Origin of the sequence: Pseudorhodoplanes sp. (genome assembly GCF_035565795.1) — a bacterium.
Classification (GTDB): Bacteria; Pseudomonadota; Alphaproteobacteria; order Rhizobiales; family Xanthobacteraceae; genus Pseudorhodoplanes.
Map to the genome: position 1 here is coordinate 56,043 of NZ_DATMRV010000156.1, position 16,975 is coordinate 73,017.

General features: G+C 62.1%; 16 protein-coding genes. 12 read left to right on the forward strand and 4 right to left on the reverse strand.

Going from position 1 to position 16,975, the window contains the following annotated elements:
• The first annotated feature begins 34 nt into the window (after positions 1-34).
• The 5 genes from VNZ93_RS14090 to pcaG all read left to right on the forward strand — a co-directional run bounded on the left by VNZ93_RS14090 (position 35) and on the right by pcaG (position 4,391).
• Positions 35-895 carry a CoA transferase subunit A gene (locus VNZ93_RS14090; RefSeq protein ID WP_325706033.1) on the forward strand — a complete coding sequence of 287 codons (861 nt, stop codon included), beginning with the start codon at positions 35-37 and terminating at the stop codon, positions 893-895.
• A gap of 5 nt (positions 896-900) precedes the next feature.
• The gene (locus tag VNZ93_RS14095) at positions 901-1,671 is read left to right on the forward strand and encodes a CoA-transferase subunit beta (RefSeq protein ID WP_325706036.1); all 771 of its coding nucleotides are present in this window, start codon (positions 901-903) and stop codon (positions 1,669-1,671) included.
• A gap of 69 nt (positions 1,672-1,740) precedes the next feature.
• A complete protein-coding gene (gene pcaF, locus VNZ93_RS14100) occupies positions 1,741-2,949 on the forward strand; it encodes a 3-oxoadipyl-CoA thiolase (RefSeq protein ID WP_325706039.1) in 1,209 nt (402 codons plus the stop codon).
• A 117-nt stretch (positions 2,950-3,066) separates the two neighbouring features.
• Positions 3,067-3,768 carry a protocatechuate 3,4-dioxygenase subunit beta gene (gene pcaH, locus VNZ93_RS14105; protein ID WP_325706042.1) on the forward strand — a complete coding sequence of 234 codons (702 nt, stop codon included), beginning with the start codon at positions 3,067-3,069 and terminating at the stop codon, positions 3,766-3,768.
• Between the two features lie 20 nt (positions 3,769-3,788).
• Positions 3,789-4,391 (forward strand): protocatechuate 3,4-dioxygenase subunit alpha, encoded by a 603-nt coding sequence (gene pcaG / locus VNZ93_RS14110; RefSeq protein ID WP_325706045.1) that lies wholly within the window; start codon positions 3,789-3,791, stop codon positions 4,389-4,391.
• A gap of 66 nt (positions 4,392-4,457) precedes the next feature.
• Here pcaG and VNZ93_RS14115 read toward each other — a convergent pair whose 3' ends face one another.
• Complete coding sequence (locus VNZ93_RS14115) at positions 4,458-5,150, reverse strand: hypothetical protein (RefSeq protein ID WP_325706048.1); 693 nt, start codon at positions 5,148-5,150, stop codon at positions 4,458-4,460.
• A 112-nt stretch (positions 5,151-5,262) separates the two neighbouring features.
• Positions 5,263-6,669, reverse strand: coding sequence for a vanillate/3-O-methylgallate O-demethylase (gene ligM / locus VNZ93_RS14120; protein WP_325706051.1), 1,407 nt, complete (start codon positions 6,667-6,669; stop codon positions 5,263-5,265).
• Positions 6,670-6,966: 297 nt separating this feature from the next.
• Between ligM and VNZ93_RS14125 the strand changes: the two genes are divergently transcribed.
• From VNZ93_RS14125 to VNZ93_RS14155, 7 genes are all read left to right on the forward strand, one after another.
• A complete protein-coding gene (locus tag VNZ93_RS14125; RefSeq protein WP_325706054.1) occupies positions 6,967-7,734 on the forward strand; it encodes a GntR family transcriptional regulator in 768 nt (255 codons plus the stop codon).
• 37 nt (positions 7,735-7,771) lie between these two features.
• Positions 7,772-8,884, forward strand: a complete 1,113-nt coding sequence (locus VNZ93_RS14130; protein WP_325706058.1) for a 5-methyltetrahydropteroyltriglutamate--homocysteine S-methyltransferase — start codon at positions 7,772-7,774, stop codon at positions 8,882-8,884.
• A 243-nt stretch (positions 8,885-9,127) separates the two neighbouring features.
• Positions 9,128-10,384, forward strand: coding sequence for an amino acid ABC transporter substrate-binding protein (locus VNZ93_RS14135; protein WP_325706060.1), 1,257 nt, complete (start codon positions 9,128-9,130; stop codon positions 10,382-10,384).
• A 209-nt stretch (positions 10,385-10,593) separates the two neighbouring features.
• A complete protein-coding gene (locus VNZ93_RS14140) occupies positions 10,594-11,619 on the forward strand; it encodes a uroporphyrinogen decarboxylase family protein (RefSeq protein WP_325706064.1) in 1,026 nt (341 codons plus the stop codon).
• Between the two features lie 173 nt (positions 11,620-11,792).
• Positions 11,793-12,905 carry a 5-methyltetrahydropteroyltriglutamate--homocysteine S-methyltransferase gene (locus VNZ93_RS14145; protein WP_325706067.1) on the forward strand — a complete coding sequence of 371 codons (1,113 nt, stop codon included), beginning with the start codon at positions 11,793-11,795 and terminating at the stop codon, positions 12,903-12,905.
• Positions 12,906-12,979: 74 nt separating this feature from the next.
• Entirely contained in the window at positions 12,980-14,089 is a 1,110-nt protein-coding gene (locus VNZ93_RS14150; RefSeq protein WP_325706070.1) for a 5-methyltetrahydropteroyltriglutamate--homocysteine S-methyltransferase, read from the forward strand.
• A gap of 57 nt (positions 14,090-14,146) precedes the next feature.
• On the forward strand, positions 14,147-15,136 hold the full coding sequence (locus VNZ93_RS14155) for a Bug family tripartite tricarboxylate transporter substrate binding protein (protein ID WP_325706073.1): 990 nt from the start codon (positions 14,147-14,149) through the stop codon (positions 15,134-15,136).
• Here the strand turns inward: VNZ93_RS14155 and VNZ93_RS14160 are convergent.
• Together VNZ93_RS14160 and VNZ93_RS14165 are read right to left on the reverse strand one after the other, a co-directional pair.
• Positions 15,133-16,083 carry an amidohydrolase family protein gene (locus tag VNZ93_RS14160; protein WP_325706076.1) on the reverse strand — a complete coding sequence of 317 codons (951 nt, stop codon included), beginning with the start codon at positions 16,081-16,083 and terminating at the stop codon, positions 15,133-15,135. The two genes, VNZ93_RS14155 and VNZ93_RS14160, sit on opposite strands and share 4 nt — an antisense overlap.
• A gap of 81 nt (positions 16,084-16,164) precedes the next feature.
• Positions 16,165-16,953 (reverse strand): cyclase family protein, encoded by a 789-nt coding sequence (locus VNZ93_RS14165; protein WP_325706080.1) that lies wholly within the window; start codon positions 16,951-16,953, stop codon positions 16,165-16,167.
• Between the last annotated feature and the right edge of the window lie 22 nt (positions 16,954-16,975).

A 16,975-nucleotide genomic window follows, 5' to 3' on the forward strand; every position in this document is an offset into this window, starting at 1 on the left:
TGCACGCCTGAGCGTGCAAGGGGAATCGTCCGATATGTCGCGTGTTATGTCGCTCGCAGAAGCTGTGTCATCGACCATCAAGGATGGCGACACGGTTTCGATGGAAGGCTTCACTCACCTGATCCCGCATGCCGCGGGCCACGAGATCATCCGGCAGGGCAAGAAGCATCTGACGCTTCTGCGCATGACGCCGGATCTGATTTACGACCAGATGATCGGCATGGGCTGCGCCGACAAGGTCATCTTCTCCTGGGGTGGCAACCCCGGCGTCGGCTCGCTGCACCGGTTGCGCGACGCGGTCGAGAATGGCTGGCCCAACAAGATCGAGATCGTCGAGCATTCGCATGCTGCGATGGCGAATGCCTATGCGGCCGGCGCGGCCGGCCTGCCCTTCACCGTCTTCCGCGGTTACATCGGTACCGATCTGCCGAAGGTGAACCCGGCGATCAAGTTCATCGAATGCCCCTACACCGGAGAGAAGCTCGCGACCGTGCCCGCGCATCGTCCGGACGTTGCGGTGATTCACGCCCTGCGCGCCGACAAGGAAGGCAATGTGCTGCTCGAAGGCATTCTCGGCGTGCAGAAGGAAGCGGTGCTGGCCGCGAAGAAATCGATCGTGACGGTCGAAGAGATCGTCGACGATTTCGGTCCGCGCAACCTAAACGCGGTGATCATTCCGGGTTGGGCTTTGGGTGCGATTGCGGTCGTACCGGGTGGCGCGTTCCCGTCCTATGCGCAGGGCTATTACAAGCGCTTCAACGCTTTCTACAAGCAATGGGACGGCATCGCGCGCGATCGCGACAGCTTCCTTGCCTGGATGAAGGATAACGTCCTCGACAAGAAGCCGGAGGATTTCGCCCGTCACGTCGAAGGTTTGCGGACGGCAGCGGAGTAAGTGCGATGAATTACAAGCCCAATGAAATGATGACCATCGCCGCCGCACGTGCGCTCAAGAACAGCGACGTGACGTTCGTCGGCATCGGCATGCCGTCGGCCGCTGCGAACCTTGCGCGCCTGACCCATGCTCCGGACATCACGCTGATCTATGAGTCCGGCACGCTCGCGACCAAGCCGACCGTGCTGCCGCTTTCGATCGGTGACGGCGAATTGTGCGAGACCGCGCTGACGACGGTGTCGGTGCCGGAGATGTTCCGCTACTGGCTGCAGGGTGGACGCATCACCGTCGGCTTCCTTGGTGGCGCACAGATCGACAAATACGCCAATCTCAACACCACGGTTGTCGGTCCCTACGACAAGCCGAAGGTGCGTCTCCCCGGTGGCGGTGGTGCGCCGGAGATCGCGACGTCCTGCGGTGAGATCTTCATCATCATGGCGCAGGGCAAGCGCTCGTTCGTAAACAAGCTCGATTTCGTGACCTCGCTTGGCCACGGCGAGGGTGGCGATCATCGCGAGCGTCTCGGCGTCAAGACCAAGGGTCCGACCAAGCTCGTGACCGACCTCTGCATCTTCGAGCCGGATCCGGTGACCAAGGAGATGATCGTGACATCGATCCATCCGGGCGTGACGCGCGAGCAGATCCAGGAAAATACCGGCTGGACCGTCAGATACGCCGACAAGGTCGCGGAGACGCCCGCGCCGACCGAGAAGGAACTCACGGTGCTGCGCGAGCTGCATGCCCGCACTGCGCGCGCTCACGGCGAGGCGGCGTAACACGCCACCATATGAAGCGAATGGTTTCTTCCTCCCGACTGCGGGAGGCGAGAAGAAAGGCACAACATCATGCGTGACGTATTTTTGTGCGACGCCGCCCGCACCGCCATCGGACGGTACGGCGGTTCGCTGTCGAAGGTTCGAACCGACGACCTGGCCGCCGCTCCGATCAAGGCGCTGGTGAAGCGCAATCCGAATATTGACTGGTCGGCGGTGGACGAGGTGATCTACGGCTGTGCCAATCAGGCTGGCGAGGACAACCGCAACGTCGCGCGCATGGCGCTGCTGCTCGCGGGGCTGCCCGACTCCGTTCCCGGCATCACGGTGAACCGGCTCTGCGCCTCCGGCCTGAATGCGGTCGGCGATGCCGCCCGCGCCATCCGCGCCGGTGAAATCGATTTCGCGATCGCCGGCGGCGTCGAATCGATGACGCGCGCTCCCTTCGTGATGGGCAAGGCGCAGGAGGCCTTCTCGCGGCAAGCCGACATCTTCGACACCACGATCGGCTGGCGTTTCATCAATCCGCTGATGAAGAAGCAGTACGGCGTCGATTCGATGCCGGAGACCGGCGAGAATGTCGCCGAGGAATTCCAGGTGAAGCGCGCCGACCAGGATGCCTTCGCGTGGCGCTCGCAGCAGCGGGCCGGCAAGGCGCAGGCGGCCGGCTTCTTCGCGGAAGAAATCATTCCGGTCGAAGTGCCTGGCAAGAAGAAGGGCGAAGTGACCGTGTTCGACACCGACGAGCACATCCGGGCCGATACGACGCTCGAGGCGCTCGCCAAGCTGAAGACGCCGTTCCGCGAGAACGGCACCGTCACCGCCGGCAATGCGTCGGGCGTGAATGACGGTGCGGCTGCCATGATCCTTGCCTCGGAAGCGGCGGTGAAGAAGCATGGCTTGACGCCCCGCGCGCGCATTCTTGGCATGGCGTCGGCCGGTGTGCCGCCGCGCATCATGGGCATTGGCCCGGTGCCGTCGACGCGCAAGCTGATGGAGAAGCTCGGCCTGAAGATTTCGGATTTCGATTTGATCGAGCTCAATGAAGCCTTCGCCTCGCAAGGGTTGGCTGTCATGCGTCAGCTTGGTCTTCCGGATGACGCCGAACACGTCAATCCGCATGGCGGCGCGATCGCTCTCGGCCATCCGCTCGGCATGTCAGGTGCGCGAATTGCGATGACCGCGGCGCATGGGCTTGAGAAGCGCGGCGGCAAGAAGGCGCTCGCAACCATGTGCGTGGGCGTCGGCCAGGGCGTATCCTTGGCGCTGGAACGAGTCTGACGCCGGTTATTTCGGGACGCGCGCGCGAGCCCCGGAAGCCGGCTGAGAGAACGGGATCTGAATTCCGGGTTTGCTTGCGTCGCAGGCGGCCCGGAATGACTAAGGGGAAACGAAACGATGTCGCTGATTTACCCATTGGATGGCCTTTCGGCCTATCCGAAACATCTGACGCCCGAATACAAGAGCACGGTGAAGCGGTCGCCCACCAAGCCGCTGATTCTCGCGCCGCACACGCTGTCGGAACTGACCGGGCCGATCTACGGCCATGACGCGATCCAGGAATTCGACAACGACCTGACCAAGCAGGGCAAGAGCGAGCCGCTCGGCGAGCGCATTATCGTGCACGGCTATGTGCTCGATGAGGACAAGCGGCCGGTCCCGGATTCACTGGTTGAGATCTGGCAGGCCAATGCGTGCGGCCGCTATGTGCACATCGTCGATCAGCATCCTGCGCCGCTCGATCCAAACTTCACCGGCGCGGGCCGCACCGTCACCGACAAGAACGGCTACTACAAGTTCGTCACCATCAAGCCGGGCTCGTATCCGTGGGGCAACCACTACAATGCCTGGCGGCCGAACCACATCCACTTCTCGGTGTTCGGACATTCGTTCCTGTCGCGTCTGGTGACGCAGATGTATTTCCCGGGCGATTACCTGTTCCCGTTCGATCCGATCTTCAATTCGGTGCCGGATCCGAAGGACCGCGCGCGCATGATTTCGACGTTCGATCTGGAAAACACGATCCCCGACTGGGCGCTGTGCTTCCGTTTTGACATCGTTCTGCGCGGCCGCGAGCAGACGCCCCCGGATCTCGATTAAGGCGAACTGGATTCAAGACAATGTCAGAGCTCACACCTTCACAGACCGTCGGCCCGTTCTACGCATACGGTCTCACCCCAAAAGGCCGCGCTCACTGGGATCCGGACGGGACCTATTCCTGGAAGGAGACCATCGGGTCCAACCTCGTCACGCCCGACGTCGTCGGCGACCGCATTCGCATTGAGGGCGGAATCTATGACGGCGACGGCAAGCCGATTCCGGACGCGATGCTGGAAATCTGGCAGGCCGACGGCAACGGCCGCTATTCGAACGAGCCGGGCAGCCGCCGTCTGCCGAACACGGCCTTCAAGGGCCATGGGCGCTCCGCCTGCGACAAGGATGGCGTATTCCAGTTCGATACGGTGAAGCCGGGCCCCGTTCCCGGTCCCGACGGCAAGACACAGGCCCCGCATATCGTCGTCGCGATCTTCGCGCGCGGCATGCTGCGTCAGGTCTATACCCGCATCTATTTCGATGGCGAGGCGGCGAACGCGACCGATGCCGTTCTCAACCTCGTGCCGGCGGATCGCCGCGCCACGCTGTTGGCGAAGAAGCAGGGCGACGTGTGGCGCTGGGACGTCCACATGCAGGGCGACAGGGAAACGGTGTTCTTCGAGATCTGAGCTTGTCGCTCCCCTCCAGGGATGAAAAAAGCGAAGCCCCCGCCATCACGCGGGGGCTTTTTCATTTCAGGCGAGAATATTCACCGCGCGCGCGGCCACGAACGCGATGGTCAGCAGCGAGATCATCGCCTCGGCCATCATGAGGAGCTTGGCGCGCTGCGACAGCGGCATCGTGTCGGTCGGCGAGAATGCGGTGGCATTGGTGAACGACAGGAACAGGTAATCCACGAAACCGGGAGAGAACGGCGCAGCGTCCTTGATCAGGGCCTGCGGAAACAGAAATTCGAACGTCGGCTTTCGCTGGGCGTGGCGTATCGCAGGTCCGCCGCCATCGAGACCCCAGAACCAGAGCGCGAACACGATGATGTTGATCATCCAGATGATCACCGCATCGACCAGCAGCGTCGTGCCGTTTTCGGTCCTTCCGGCGAGAAGCGCGCGAACCAGTTCGGCCAGCGCGATGAAGTTCATCAGCATCATGACCGTGATCAACGCGAGCGCGAGATAACGGATGATGCGCCATGGCTGGTCGAGAAGGCGGCCCGCCGCAACGGCACGCTTCACGCGTTTCTGCCGCATGCGGAACGCTGCCGCGAGCGGGATCAGGAGCGCGATCTCGGCCGCCGGTGCGAGCCATCGGGGTCCGAGCGAGAGATCGTTGATGAGGAAGAATTGCAGAACCGCCACCACCACGATCGCGCTGCAGGCCAGCCAGAAATCGGCGGCATGAGTGTCGGCTGATGACGACGGGCGCTGCACGGGCAAGCTTCTGCTTCGGAATGCTGCCGACTCTTAACACGCTACGCCGGCATAAAGAAAAAACCCCCGTGCAACGCACGGGGGTTTGATCCTCGGGTAACAAGATCGTGGCTTACGCCGCCTGATGGCGCCACTTGCCCTCGTAGCCCTCGCGCACGGTCGAGGAATACGGGGTCGGGCCGACGACAACCTTGACCTCGGTCTGCTTGTGGCGCTCGACCGTGGTCTTCTTGGTGCCGCCGTTCTCTTCGCCCCACACCAGGGTGAGTTCGGTGCCGGGCTTGGCAAACTCTTCCTCAACCCAGCCGAGCGACAGCATCTTGCGCTCGTTGAAGGAATAGCCGGAGAACATCGAGGCGCCGGCCATCTTGCCGCCCTTCGCCAACACCATGTCGTAGGACGACGAGGCATAGTTGGACAGCGGCAGGTCGATGAACTTGTAGTTTTCGCCGGCGGGCGCGAACATCGACGCGTTGATGCGGTTCACGTCGTCATTGTCCCACGCGAACGTTACCTTCTTGCGCTTGTTCTTGCCTTCCATCGCCTTCAGGGCGTCCGAACCGATGAAGTCGTGGTCGAACTTGGTGAAGGTGTTGTAGCCGAGCTCATACGGCGAGGTGTAATAGTCCTCGATGTTCTTCGACACGAACGAGCCGCCGAGGGCCGCGACCGCTTCATAGCTCGTCTCGGGCAGCCACTCGCGATACGCCTTCAGCTTGTCACCCGAATAGATCGCCGGAACCGGCGAGGGGATCCAGCCCGACTCAAGCGTGTTGGTGGCGTAGGCGCGGGCGCCGACCTGCACGAGGCCGAATTCCTTGCCGGCTTCGATGATGGCGTTGCGGACTTCGTCGCCTTCGGCGTACGGACCCCAGATTTCCAGGCCCGGCGCACCGGCCATGCCGTGACGCAGCGCGCGGATCTTGCGGCCGGCCATGGTCACATAGCCCATGTTGAAGAACTTGATGTCCGGGAAGGTGCCGCCGGTCAGCTTCTTGATGACGCCTTCGGCGTTCGGGCCCTGGATCTGATAGCGATAGAAGCTGCGCGTGACCGGCTTGCCCATCGGGCGCGACGGCGAACGGTCGTCATATTCGGTTTCGACATCGAAGCCGCCGGTCTTGGCGTGGAATTCGATCCAGTTCGCTGCCGGATTGCGGCCGACATACACCATCTCGTTCTCGGCCAGATAGAACAGGATGCCGTCGCCGATGACATGACCATACGGCGTGACGGGTGCGAACTGCTTCGCCTTGTCGACCGTGAAATTCTTGAACGAGTTGGTCGAGAGATAGGACAGGAGCTTCACGGTGTCCTTGCCGCGCACGAACAGGTTCACCATGTGGTGCGACTGATCGAAGAGAACGCAGGTGTCGCGCCATGCGCGCTGCTCGTCGCGCCAGTTGGTGAATTCAGGTGCGACGACCGGATACACATACGCGCCGATCTGCGAGTTGCGCATCATGTCGACGGCGTTGCCGGACGCCTTCAGCTTCTCTTCGAGGTTTTTGTAAGCCATCTGTCTTCCTCCGTGATGGATCGATATCGTAGCGCGGCGAACCGCAAGGCGGCCGGTCCCGGGTTCGGGACTTCACCCGTAAACCCGCAATCGGCCGAATTTCGTGAAAGGTCTGTATACAGAGGCAAGAAAGGCTGCGGTTCGAGCCACTCTGCCGGTTTCGTCCCTAGTTCAAAATTGAAGTGTTACTTCACCGTTTCCCGGCGCTCCGGATGGACTAACCAGCCGTCCTGCCTGTATTGTATACAGCATGAATTCCCGGCGATCTCAAGCCCGGGAAACGCAAGGGAGTGGCCGGTGGCTGTCCAGGCTGCGGAAAATGAGCGTTCGTCGTCGCAGACCGTGAAGGCGCAGTTGTCGCTGCGCGACCTGATCCTGTCCGGCGAGTTGAAGCCGGGGGATCGGATTTCCGAATTGTCGGTCGTCGAACGCCTCGGAATTTCGCGCACGCCCATCCGCATGGCGCTGGTAAGGCTCGAAGAAGAGGGATTTCTCGAGGCGATACCGTCCGGAGGATTTGCCGTAAAGGCGTTCTCCGAGCGCGACATTCACGACGCGATCGAAATGCGCGGCACCCTCGAAGGCTTCGCGGCGCGGCTCGCGGCGGAACGCGGCGTGCGCAACGCGATCATGCTCGAACTGAAGGACCGGCTTGCCCAACTCGACGAGCTGGTGGGCAAGCCCACTCTGAGTGTCGATGACTTCTCGCAATATGTGGGACTGAATGGGCAATTCCACGCGCTGCTGATCGAGGCCGCGGACTCGCCCGTGCTCGCGCGCCAGATCGATCGTGCGCTCAATCTTCCTTTCGCTTCGCCGAGCGGTTTCGTTATGGTGCAGGCGATGCTGCCGGAGGCGCGGAAGATTCTCACGATCGCTCAGGACCACCATCATTGCGTCGTGCGCGCGATCGAGGAACGCGAGGGCGCGCGCGCGGAAGCGCTCATGCGCGAGCATGCGCGGCTTGCGCATCGCAACCTGCAACTCGCTTTCCGCAATCAGGGCACGCGCGATCTCGTGCCGGGCGCCGTGCTTATCAAGAAGCCGGTGCCGACACGTTACTGACCGACACTACAATCACAAGAATGGGAGTGAACGCTAAATGACGCAACGTACAAGGCCGCCTTTCCGTGCCGACCAGGTCGGCAGCTTCCTGCGCCCCGAGCGCCTGAAGGAGGCGCGCGCCATGCGCGATAAAAACGAAATCACCGCTGCGCAGCTGAAGGCTGTCGAGGATGAGGAAATCAAGAAGCTCATCAAGCAGCAGGAAGACATCGGGATGCAGCTTGCGACCGATGGCGAGTTCCGGCGCACATTCTGGCACTTCGACTTTCTTGGCGGCCTGACCGGGATCGAACTGTACGACCACACGCAGGGCATCCAGTTTCAGGGTGCGCAGACCAAGGCCTGGGACATCCGCACGGTCGGCAAGATCGACTTTCCGGACGATCACCCGTTCCTCGATCATTTCCGCTTCCTGAAGGCGAACACCAGCGTCGTACCGAAGATGACGATCCCGTCGCCGACGGTGGCGCATTTCCGCGGCGGGCGGGTCAAGATCAGCAAGGAGGTCTATCCGGATCTCGACGTCTTCTACGAGGATCTCGCCAAGGCCTATGCGAAGGCGGTGAAGGCTTTCTACGATGCCGGCTGCCGCTATCTGCAGTTCGACGACACGGTCTGGGCATATCTCTGTTCGGAGAAGGAATTGGCACAGTCGCGTGAGCGCGGCGACAAGACCGACGACCTTCAGCAGAAATATCGCGACATGATCAATCTCGCGCTGAAGAACAAGCCGTCAGACATGGCGGTCACCATGCATGCCTGTCGCGGTAACTTCCGCTCGACCTTCATTTCGTCCGGCGGCTACGAGCCAGTGGCCGAGGTGCTGCTGGGGCAGGTGAATTTCGACGGCTATTTCCTCGAATACGACACCGAACGTGCCGGCGGTTTCGAACCCCTGCGATTCCTGCCCAAGGGCGAAAAGCAGGTGGTTCTGGGGCTGATCACCTCCAAGAGCGGCACGCTTGAAAAGAAGGACGACGTGAAGCGCCGGATCGACGAGGCGACGAAATTTGCTCCGCTGGAGCAGTTCTGCCTCTCGCCGCAATGCGGCTTCGCCTCGACGGAGGAGGGCAACATCCTCACCGAGGAGCAGCAATGGGCGAAGATGCGGGAGATCGTGGAACTGTCGCATGAGGTGTGGGGCAAATAAGCGGCGGCCGACCGCAACACGAATTGCGCCCTGAACAGTGCCGGACCGCCAGGCGCGGTCCGGTATCCTTCGCATTACGAAAAGATAACCTTCGAGGCCATTCGGCCGGAGGTTAACAATGCCAATGGCTTCTGCGCGCCGTTGGCGAATTGCCGCGCGGTGGCAAGTTTTAAGACTTGAAGCCGCGGGAGGGATCGGGAAGAATCCCCCCATAATCAATAAAGGTCCTTTAGGGAGGAACCCATGGTAAAATACCTGACCGGCGCGCTCGCGGCGGGTGCAGTGGCTGTCTCGCTGCTCGCAAGCGCCCCGGCCCATGCTCAATCCGGTGAACCGATCAAGATTGGTCTCGGCATTGCTATGACCGGTGGTCTTGCAGGCCCCGGCAAGCAGGCGCTGCTCGGCGTTCAGATCTGGGAAGAGCAGATCAACAAGAAGGGCGGCCTGCTCGGTCGTCCGGTCAAGGTGATCGCCTATGACGATCAGACCAACGCCTCGACCGTACCCGGGATCTACACCAAGCTGATCGACGTCGATAAGGTCGACCTGATCCTCGGACCCTACGCCACGAACATGATCGCGCCGGCGATGCCGGTCGTCATGCAGAAGGGCAAGACGATCATCGGTCTGTTTGGCCTCGCGGTGAACAGCGAGTTCAACTATCCGAAATATTTCGCGATGATCCCGACCGGTCAGAACACGAAGCCATCCTTCACCGAAGGCTTCTTCGAGATCGCGGCGAAGAACAAGATCCAGACTGTGGCGCTGGTCGCCGCTGACGCGGAATTCGCGAACAACGCCTGCGAGGGCGCTCGCGCGAATGCCAAGAAGCACAACATCAAGATCGTCTACGACCGCAAGTATCCGCCGGCAACGACCGACTTCACGCCGATCGTGCGCGCGATCCAGGCGGCGAATCCGGAAGCCGTCGTCATCTGCTCGTATCCGCCGGACTCGGTCGGCATGGTGCGGGCGGTCAACGAAGTCGGCCTCAAGCCGAAGATGATCGGCGGTTCGATGGTCGGCCTGCAGATCAGTGCGATCAAGACCCAGCTTGGACCGCTGATGAACGGCTGGATCAACTACGAAACCTGGGCGCCGACCAAGCACTTCCTCAATCCGGACGCCGAGGCGTTCCTGAAAGAGTATCAGTCGCGCGCGAAGTCCGCCGGCGTCGATCCGCTGGGCTATTACCTCGGCACCTGGGGCTATGCTTATGCAGAACTGCTTGGCAAGGCCGTTGAAGGCGCAAAGAGCCTGAACGACGACAAGATCGCCGAGTATCTGCGCCAGAACACGATCCCGACCATCATGGGTCCGGTGAAGTTCGGCAAGAACGGCGAATGGACCGAGTCAGGCATGATGCAGGTCCAGTACAAGGGCATCAAGGGCAACGACCTCGAACAGTTCCGCGGCATGGACGTGCAGAACATCGTTGCGCCTGCGAAGCTTGCGACCGGTGAAGCGGTTCTGCCGTTCGAGAAGGCGCAGCAGCAGTAACCGCGCCGATTGGTCGAATGTGAGCAATACGGCGCCGTGCGAGCCATCGTGCGGCGCCGTTTCCATCTGCGATCGAAGGTAGTTCGTCCGACCGGAAAATAGTTCGCTTGCGTCGTTCGCGCGAAAGCTGGGCCCCATAGCCACCGCTCTGGAATATGGGTCCCGGACTCCCGGGGGGCGACCAACTCACAACAACAGCTGGTGTTTCAATGCTCCTTCCCACAAGCCTTGTCGGCTCATACCCGCAACCCGAATGGCTGATCGACCGGGAGAAGCTGTCGAAGCAGGTGCCGCGCGTGCGCATGCATGACCTGTGGCTGATTCCGGAAAATCATCTCGAAGCCGCGCAGGACGATGCGACGCTGCTTGCGATCCGCGATCAGGAGCGTGCCGGCCTCGACATCATCTGCGACGGCGAGCAGCGCCGCGAGAGCTACTCCAACCGTTTCGCAACGGCGCTCGAGGGGATCGACCTCGACAAGCCCGGCACAACCATCAACCGCACCGGCAAGACCATCCCCGTGCCACGCGTGGCCGGAAAAATCCGGCGCATGCGCCCGGTCGAAGTGCGCGACGTGAAGATCCTGCGCGCCAATACCGATCGCACAATCAAGGCGACGGTGCCCGGGCCGTTCACCATGGGCAAGCAGGCCCAGGACGATTTCTATGGCAGCGAGGAAGCAGTCGCGATGGATTACGCGGCCGCGGTCAACGAAGAGATCAAGGATCTCTTCGCGGCCGGCGCCGACATCGTGCAGATCGACGAGCCCTGGATGCAGCAGCATCCGGAAAAGGCGCGGCAATATGGTCTGAAGACGCTGCAGCGCGCACTCGACGGCGTGCAGGGCACAATCGCGATCCATCTCTGCTTCGGCTACGCGCAGGTCGTGCACGAGAAGCCGACCGGCTATTCGTTCCTGGCCGAGCTCGAGAATGCGCCGGTGCATCAGGTGTCGATCGAGGCCGCGCAGCCAAAGCTCGATCTGAATGTGCTCAAGCAGCTGCCGTCGAAAACCATCATCCTCGGTGTCGTCGACCTCGGCGACCTGACGGTCGAGCGGCCGGAGACGGTCGCTGATCGCATCCGCGCTGCGCTCAAGGTCGTGCCCGCCGAGCGCCTGGTGATTGCGCCCGATTGCGGCATGAAATACCTGCCGCGCCCGGTCGCCTTCGCGAAAATGAAGGCGATGGTCGAGGGCACGAACATGGTGCGGAAGGAGCTGACGGGGGCCTGAGTGGCACGTGCGATCTTGCTTGTCCCTCACCCTGAAAGGGGGAGGGCGGCGAGCAGCGAAGCTGCGAGTCGGGTGGGGGTCCTGCATGACGACGACTCCACCCCGCCTTCCTGCGCTTCGCTTCGTCAGGCGACCCTCCCCTTTCAGGGGAGGGAGGAAGAAAGGATGCCTTCATGACCAAAGACACGCGACCACCCTTCCGTGCCGATCATGTCGGCAGCCTGCTGCGCCCCAGGGCGATCCATGACGCGCGCGCAAGGCGCGCGAAGGGCGAGATCACCGCGGAGCAACTGAAGGAGATCGAGGACCGCGAGATCGAGCGCGTCATCAGGAAGCAGGAAGAGGTCGGACTGAAGTCGATCACCGACGGCGAATTCCGCCGTTCGTGGTGGCACCTTGATTTCCTCTGGGGTCTCGATGGCGCCGAAAAGCACGTTATGGACACGGGCATCAAGTTTGCCGCGGTCAACACCCGCAACGAAGGCGTCGCGGTGACCGGCAAGCTCGGCATGTCGGGCCCGCATGCGATGGTCGAGCATTACAAGTTCGTGGCCGCGCATACGAAGCAGACGCCGAAGATCACCATTCCCGCGCCGTCGGCGATCTATGGTCGCCCCGTCGCGACGCCGATAGACAGGAAAGCGTATCCCGACATGGATGCGTTCTGGGCAGATCTCGGCAATGCCTACAGGAAGGCGGTCCGCGGCTTTGCCGATGCGGGCTGCCGCTACCTGCAGCTCGACGAGGTCTTCATCGCGATGCTGTGCGATCCGAACTATTGCGAGCAGATGAGAAAGCGCGGCGACCATCCCGACAAGCTCGGTCCGATCTACGGCGACCTCATAAATGCCGCGATGTCGGATATCCCCTCCGACATGACCATCACGATGCATCTGTGCCGCGGCAACTACAAGTCGACCTTCATGGGTTCGGGCGGTTACGACGCCGAGGCCGAGGTGCTGTTCAATCGCATCAAGGTGCACGGCTATTTCATGGAATACGACACCGGACGCGCCGGCGGGTTCGAGCCGCTGCGGTTTGTGCCGAAGGATCGCCGCGTGGTGCTCGGGCTCATCACCTCCAAGACCGGCGAACTGGAGAACAAGGACACGATCAAGCGCCGGATCGACGAAGCAGCGAAATACATCAGCCTCGACCAGCTGTGCCTGTCGCCGCAATGCGGCTTCGCCTCGACCGAGGAGGGCAACACGCTGACCGAGGAGCAGCAATGGGCGAAGCTTCGCCTGATCGTGGAGATCGCCGAAGAGGTGTGGGGCTCGCGCTGAGTGGTCCTGCCTGCTTTCGCGCGGGCGACCGCGACAAGAAATATCAAGTCCACGTTTGAGGAAAGCTGTTTGCTATGAGCACCAACACCACTGCACCCTTCCGCGCCGATCACGTAGGTTCGCTGCTGCGGACCGCGCCGCTGAAGGCCGCGCGCATCAAGCGGGAAAAAGGCGAAATCGATGACGCCGCGCTGAAGGCGGTCGAGGATGAGGAAATCAGGAAGATCATCAGGAAGCAGGAGGAGATCGGGCTCAAGCTCGCAACGGATGGCGAATTTCGCAGGTCGTGGTGGCAGTTCGACTTCTTCAAGCAACTCGACGGCGCCGAACTGGTGAAGACCGCGCATGGCATCAAGTTTGCCGGTGTCGAAACCCGGCCGGAGGATATCGCGGTCACCGGCAAGCTCGGCTATTCCGGCGCGCCGATGATCGATCACTTCGAGTTCCTGAAGGCGAATTGCAAGGTCACGCCGAAGATGACGCTGCCGTCGCCGACCGTGCTGCAATATCGGGTCGGTCCGAAGCCGGTGCAGGACGGCATCTACAAGTCGACCGAAGAGCTGCTTCACGATCTCGGCCTTGCCTATCGCAAGGCGATCAAAGCGTTCGGCGATGCCGGCTGCCGCTACCTGCAACTCGACGATACATCTTACGCGCATCTGTGCGACAAGGAGCGTCGCGCGGCGGTCGCGGCCCGTGGCGAGGATCCCGACTGGCTCGCTAATGCCTGGGCCGACATGATCAATTCAGCGCTCAAGGACAAGCCGGCCGGCATGATCACGGCCATGCATCTGTGCCGCGGCAATTTCCGTTCGACCTTCGTGTCATCGGGCGGCTACGAGCCGGTTGCGGACGTGCTGTTCAACAAGATCGGCATCGACGGATATTTCCTGGAATATGATTCCGAGCGCGCCGGCGGCTTCGAGCCGCTGCGCCTTCTGCCGAAGGGAAACAAGCGGGTCGTGCTCGGCCTCGTCACGTCGAAGTTCGGCACGCTTGAAGACAAGGGCGTGCTGAAGAAGCGGATCGAGGAGGCGTCCAAATTCGTCCCGCTCGATCAGCTCTGCCTGTCGCCGCAATGCGGCTTCGCCTCGACCGAGGAAGGCAATGTGCTGGCCGAGGATGAGCAATGGGCGAAGCTGCGCCTGTGCGTTGAAGTTGCCGAAGAGGTGTGGGGGAAGTGACCCACGCGCGCGGCGCCTGAGGTGAACTGAACCAGTGGTGTTTCGAAGCGGAGGCTCATGATGACCAGTTATGACAGCGCGTTTCGACCGGTTGCAAAGGTTCTTGCGGTCCTCCTTCTGACGGCAAGTTCTCAGGCTCTCGCGCAGGGCTATCCCTCGGCCCCGGTCAAGCTGATCACGCAAGGCGCGCCGGCGAGCGGGCCCGACGTCGTCGCCCGCATTGTCGGTGACGAACTCAGCCGGCGCTGGAAGCAGCAGATCGTCATCCTCAACGCGACAGGCGCCGGCGGCAGCGTTGCCGCCAAGCAGGCGATCCAGGCGGAAGCCGATGGCTACACGCTGTACCTTCCGGCCGCGTCCGCGTTCATCGTGATGCCGGAGATGTTTCCGGCGCTGAAGATCGACATGCAGAAGGATTTCGTGCCGCTCGGATTCGTCGCCGAGCAGCCGATGGTCGTCGGTGTCGCGCCGGGCCTCAACGTGAATTCGCTGGCCGAACTCGTCGCGCTCTCGAAGCAGAAACCGGGCTCGCTCAATTTCGCCGCCAACGCGCGCGGAACCCTGCCGCATCTCACCGCCGAGCGGCTGAAGTCGCAGGCGGGCATCGACATGACCTACATCCCGTATCCCGGCGCGGCGGCGGGACTGCAGGATCTGATCGGCGGTCGCATCTCGGTGATCGTGGAGGGGCTCGGCACGCTGTTGGGTGCGATCCAGAGCGGCTCGCTGAAGCCGCTTGCGGTGTCGTCACTGAAGCGGCTGGAGAATTTCCCCAACATCCCGACAATCGCCGAATCTCTTCCCGGCTTCGAGGCGACCGGCTGGTTCGCGCTGGTTGCGCCGCGCGGCACACCGGATGCCATTGTGCAGCAGGTCAACCGCGATCTGAATGCCGCGCTGGAATCGCCGGCCGTGAAGGACAAGCTCGGCGCGATGGCCACCATCGTGCGGCCGATGTCGACCGCCGACACCGCCGCCTACCTGCGCAAGGAGCAGGAGGTGTGGCGGCCGGTGGTGAAGCAGATCGGCTTCGGTGCGAAGAACTAGCCCTTCGCCAGTTGCGGAAACAGCGCGCGCGCGTTTTCGTACGAGACCGCGCGCCGTGTCACCTCGTCGAATTTCGGCGATGTCGCGAGGAATTCGATGCCCTGCGGGATCGCCGTCGGCACCATGAAGGGATGGTCGCTGCCGTAGAGCAGATGATCCTTCGGCGCGAGCGTGAGCAGTGCGTCGATCGCATGCGGATGCGACACTGCGGTCATGTCGAAATAGAGCGAGCGGAAATCCGCCATGATTTCATCCGGTGTTACGGGGCTGCGCGCAAAGCGGACCATGTGACGCATCATCCGCGGCACAAGGAAGGGTAGCGTGCCGCCGCCATGTGACACGATCATCCGGACGTCGGGAAAGCGCCGCAGCGTGCCGGACGACACGAGATTCAGGATCATGCGCGTGGTGTCGAATGGATATTCGATGGTCGGCGCGGGAAAGCCGAAGCGCGTCATGTCGAAGTCCGGCGGCGCCACCGGATGGACATAGACCACGGCCTTGCGGCGATTGAGTTCCTCGAACAGCGGGTCGAGACGGCTGTCGCCCGGATAGAGTCCGCCGAAATTCGTATAAAGCCCGAGCCCGTCGAATTTCAGCACGTCGAGAGCATAAGCAAGTTCTTGCAGCGCGCCGTCCAGATCCGGCAGCGGCAACAGGCCGAAGCCGCGAAACCGGCCGGGATGACGGGCGACGATGCCGGCTAACTCCTCGTTGATATCGCGCGCGAGCCTTCGCGCGGCTTCGCCGCTGACGAAATCGATGCCGGGCGCCGAGATCGAGAGAATCTGCGTCTCGATCCCGCATCGGTCCATCAGGGCAAGCGCCGTGTCCGGCGACCAGTCGGGCAGCGGGAATCCGTCGACCGTATCCATTCCCGTGGCGCGCATGGCGGCGAGATAGTTCTTCGTCAGGAAATGAGCGTGAATATCGATCAGTCCCGGCATTTCATGCGTCCTTGTCGTTGCCTGCCCTGTGGCGCGGGGTTTGTCCCCGCGCATTGTGTTTTCATTCAGATGTGAGGAAAGCTACTCCTCGAAGATCGCCACTGCGCGCGTCCAGCCCGCCGAGGCGGCTTTGATCTTGACTGGAAAGCAGGACACCATAAAGCCATCCGGCGGAAGCTGTTCGAGATTGTGCAGTTTTTCGATATGGCAATAGCCGATGTCGCGGCCGGCCTTGTGGCCTTCCCAGATGATCGAGGCGTCGTGGTCCTGCGCGTACCGTTTCGCGGTGTACGAGAACGGCGCATCCCAGCTCCAGCCGTCGATGCCGGTGACGCGCACGCCGCGTTCGGTGAGATAGAGTGTCGCCTCGCGCCCCATGCCGCAGCCTGAATCGACATAATCGTGCTGGCCGTATTTGACGCCGGCGGCCGTGTTCACGAGAACGATCTCCAGCGGCTTCAGCGTATGGCCGATGCGCTTCAATTCGTACTCGACATCCTTCGCGCTGACCACATAACCGGCAGGAAAGTGCCGGAAGTCCAGCTTCACGCCCGGCTGGAAACACCAGTCCAGCGGAACCTCGTCGATGGTCATGGCGGGCTTTGGCGCGCCCAGCGCATGATCCATGGTGGGATGGAAATGATAGGGCGCGTCGAGATGGGTGCCGTTATGCGTGGTGATCTGCACCTTCTCGAGCGCCCATCCGGCGCTGTCGGGCAGGTCGGCGGCCTGCAATCCGGGGAAAAACCCACGGATCCGCTCGATGGTCTGGTCGTGACGCAGATACTCGATCTTCGGCAGCGCCACGGGCGGGTCGCTGGCCACGTCACTTTCCAGCGGAATCGAGATGTCGACGATGCGGCGAGCCATGCCCTTGTCCTCACGGTTCGGA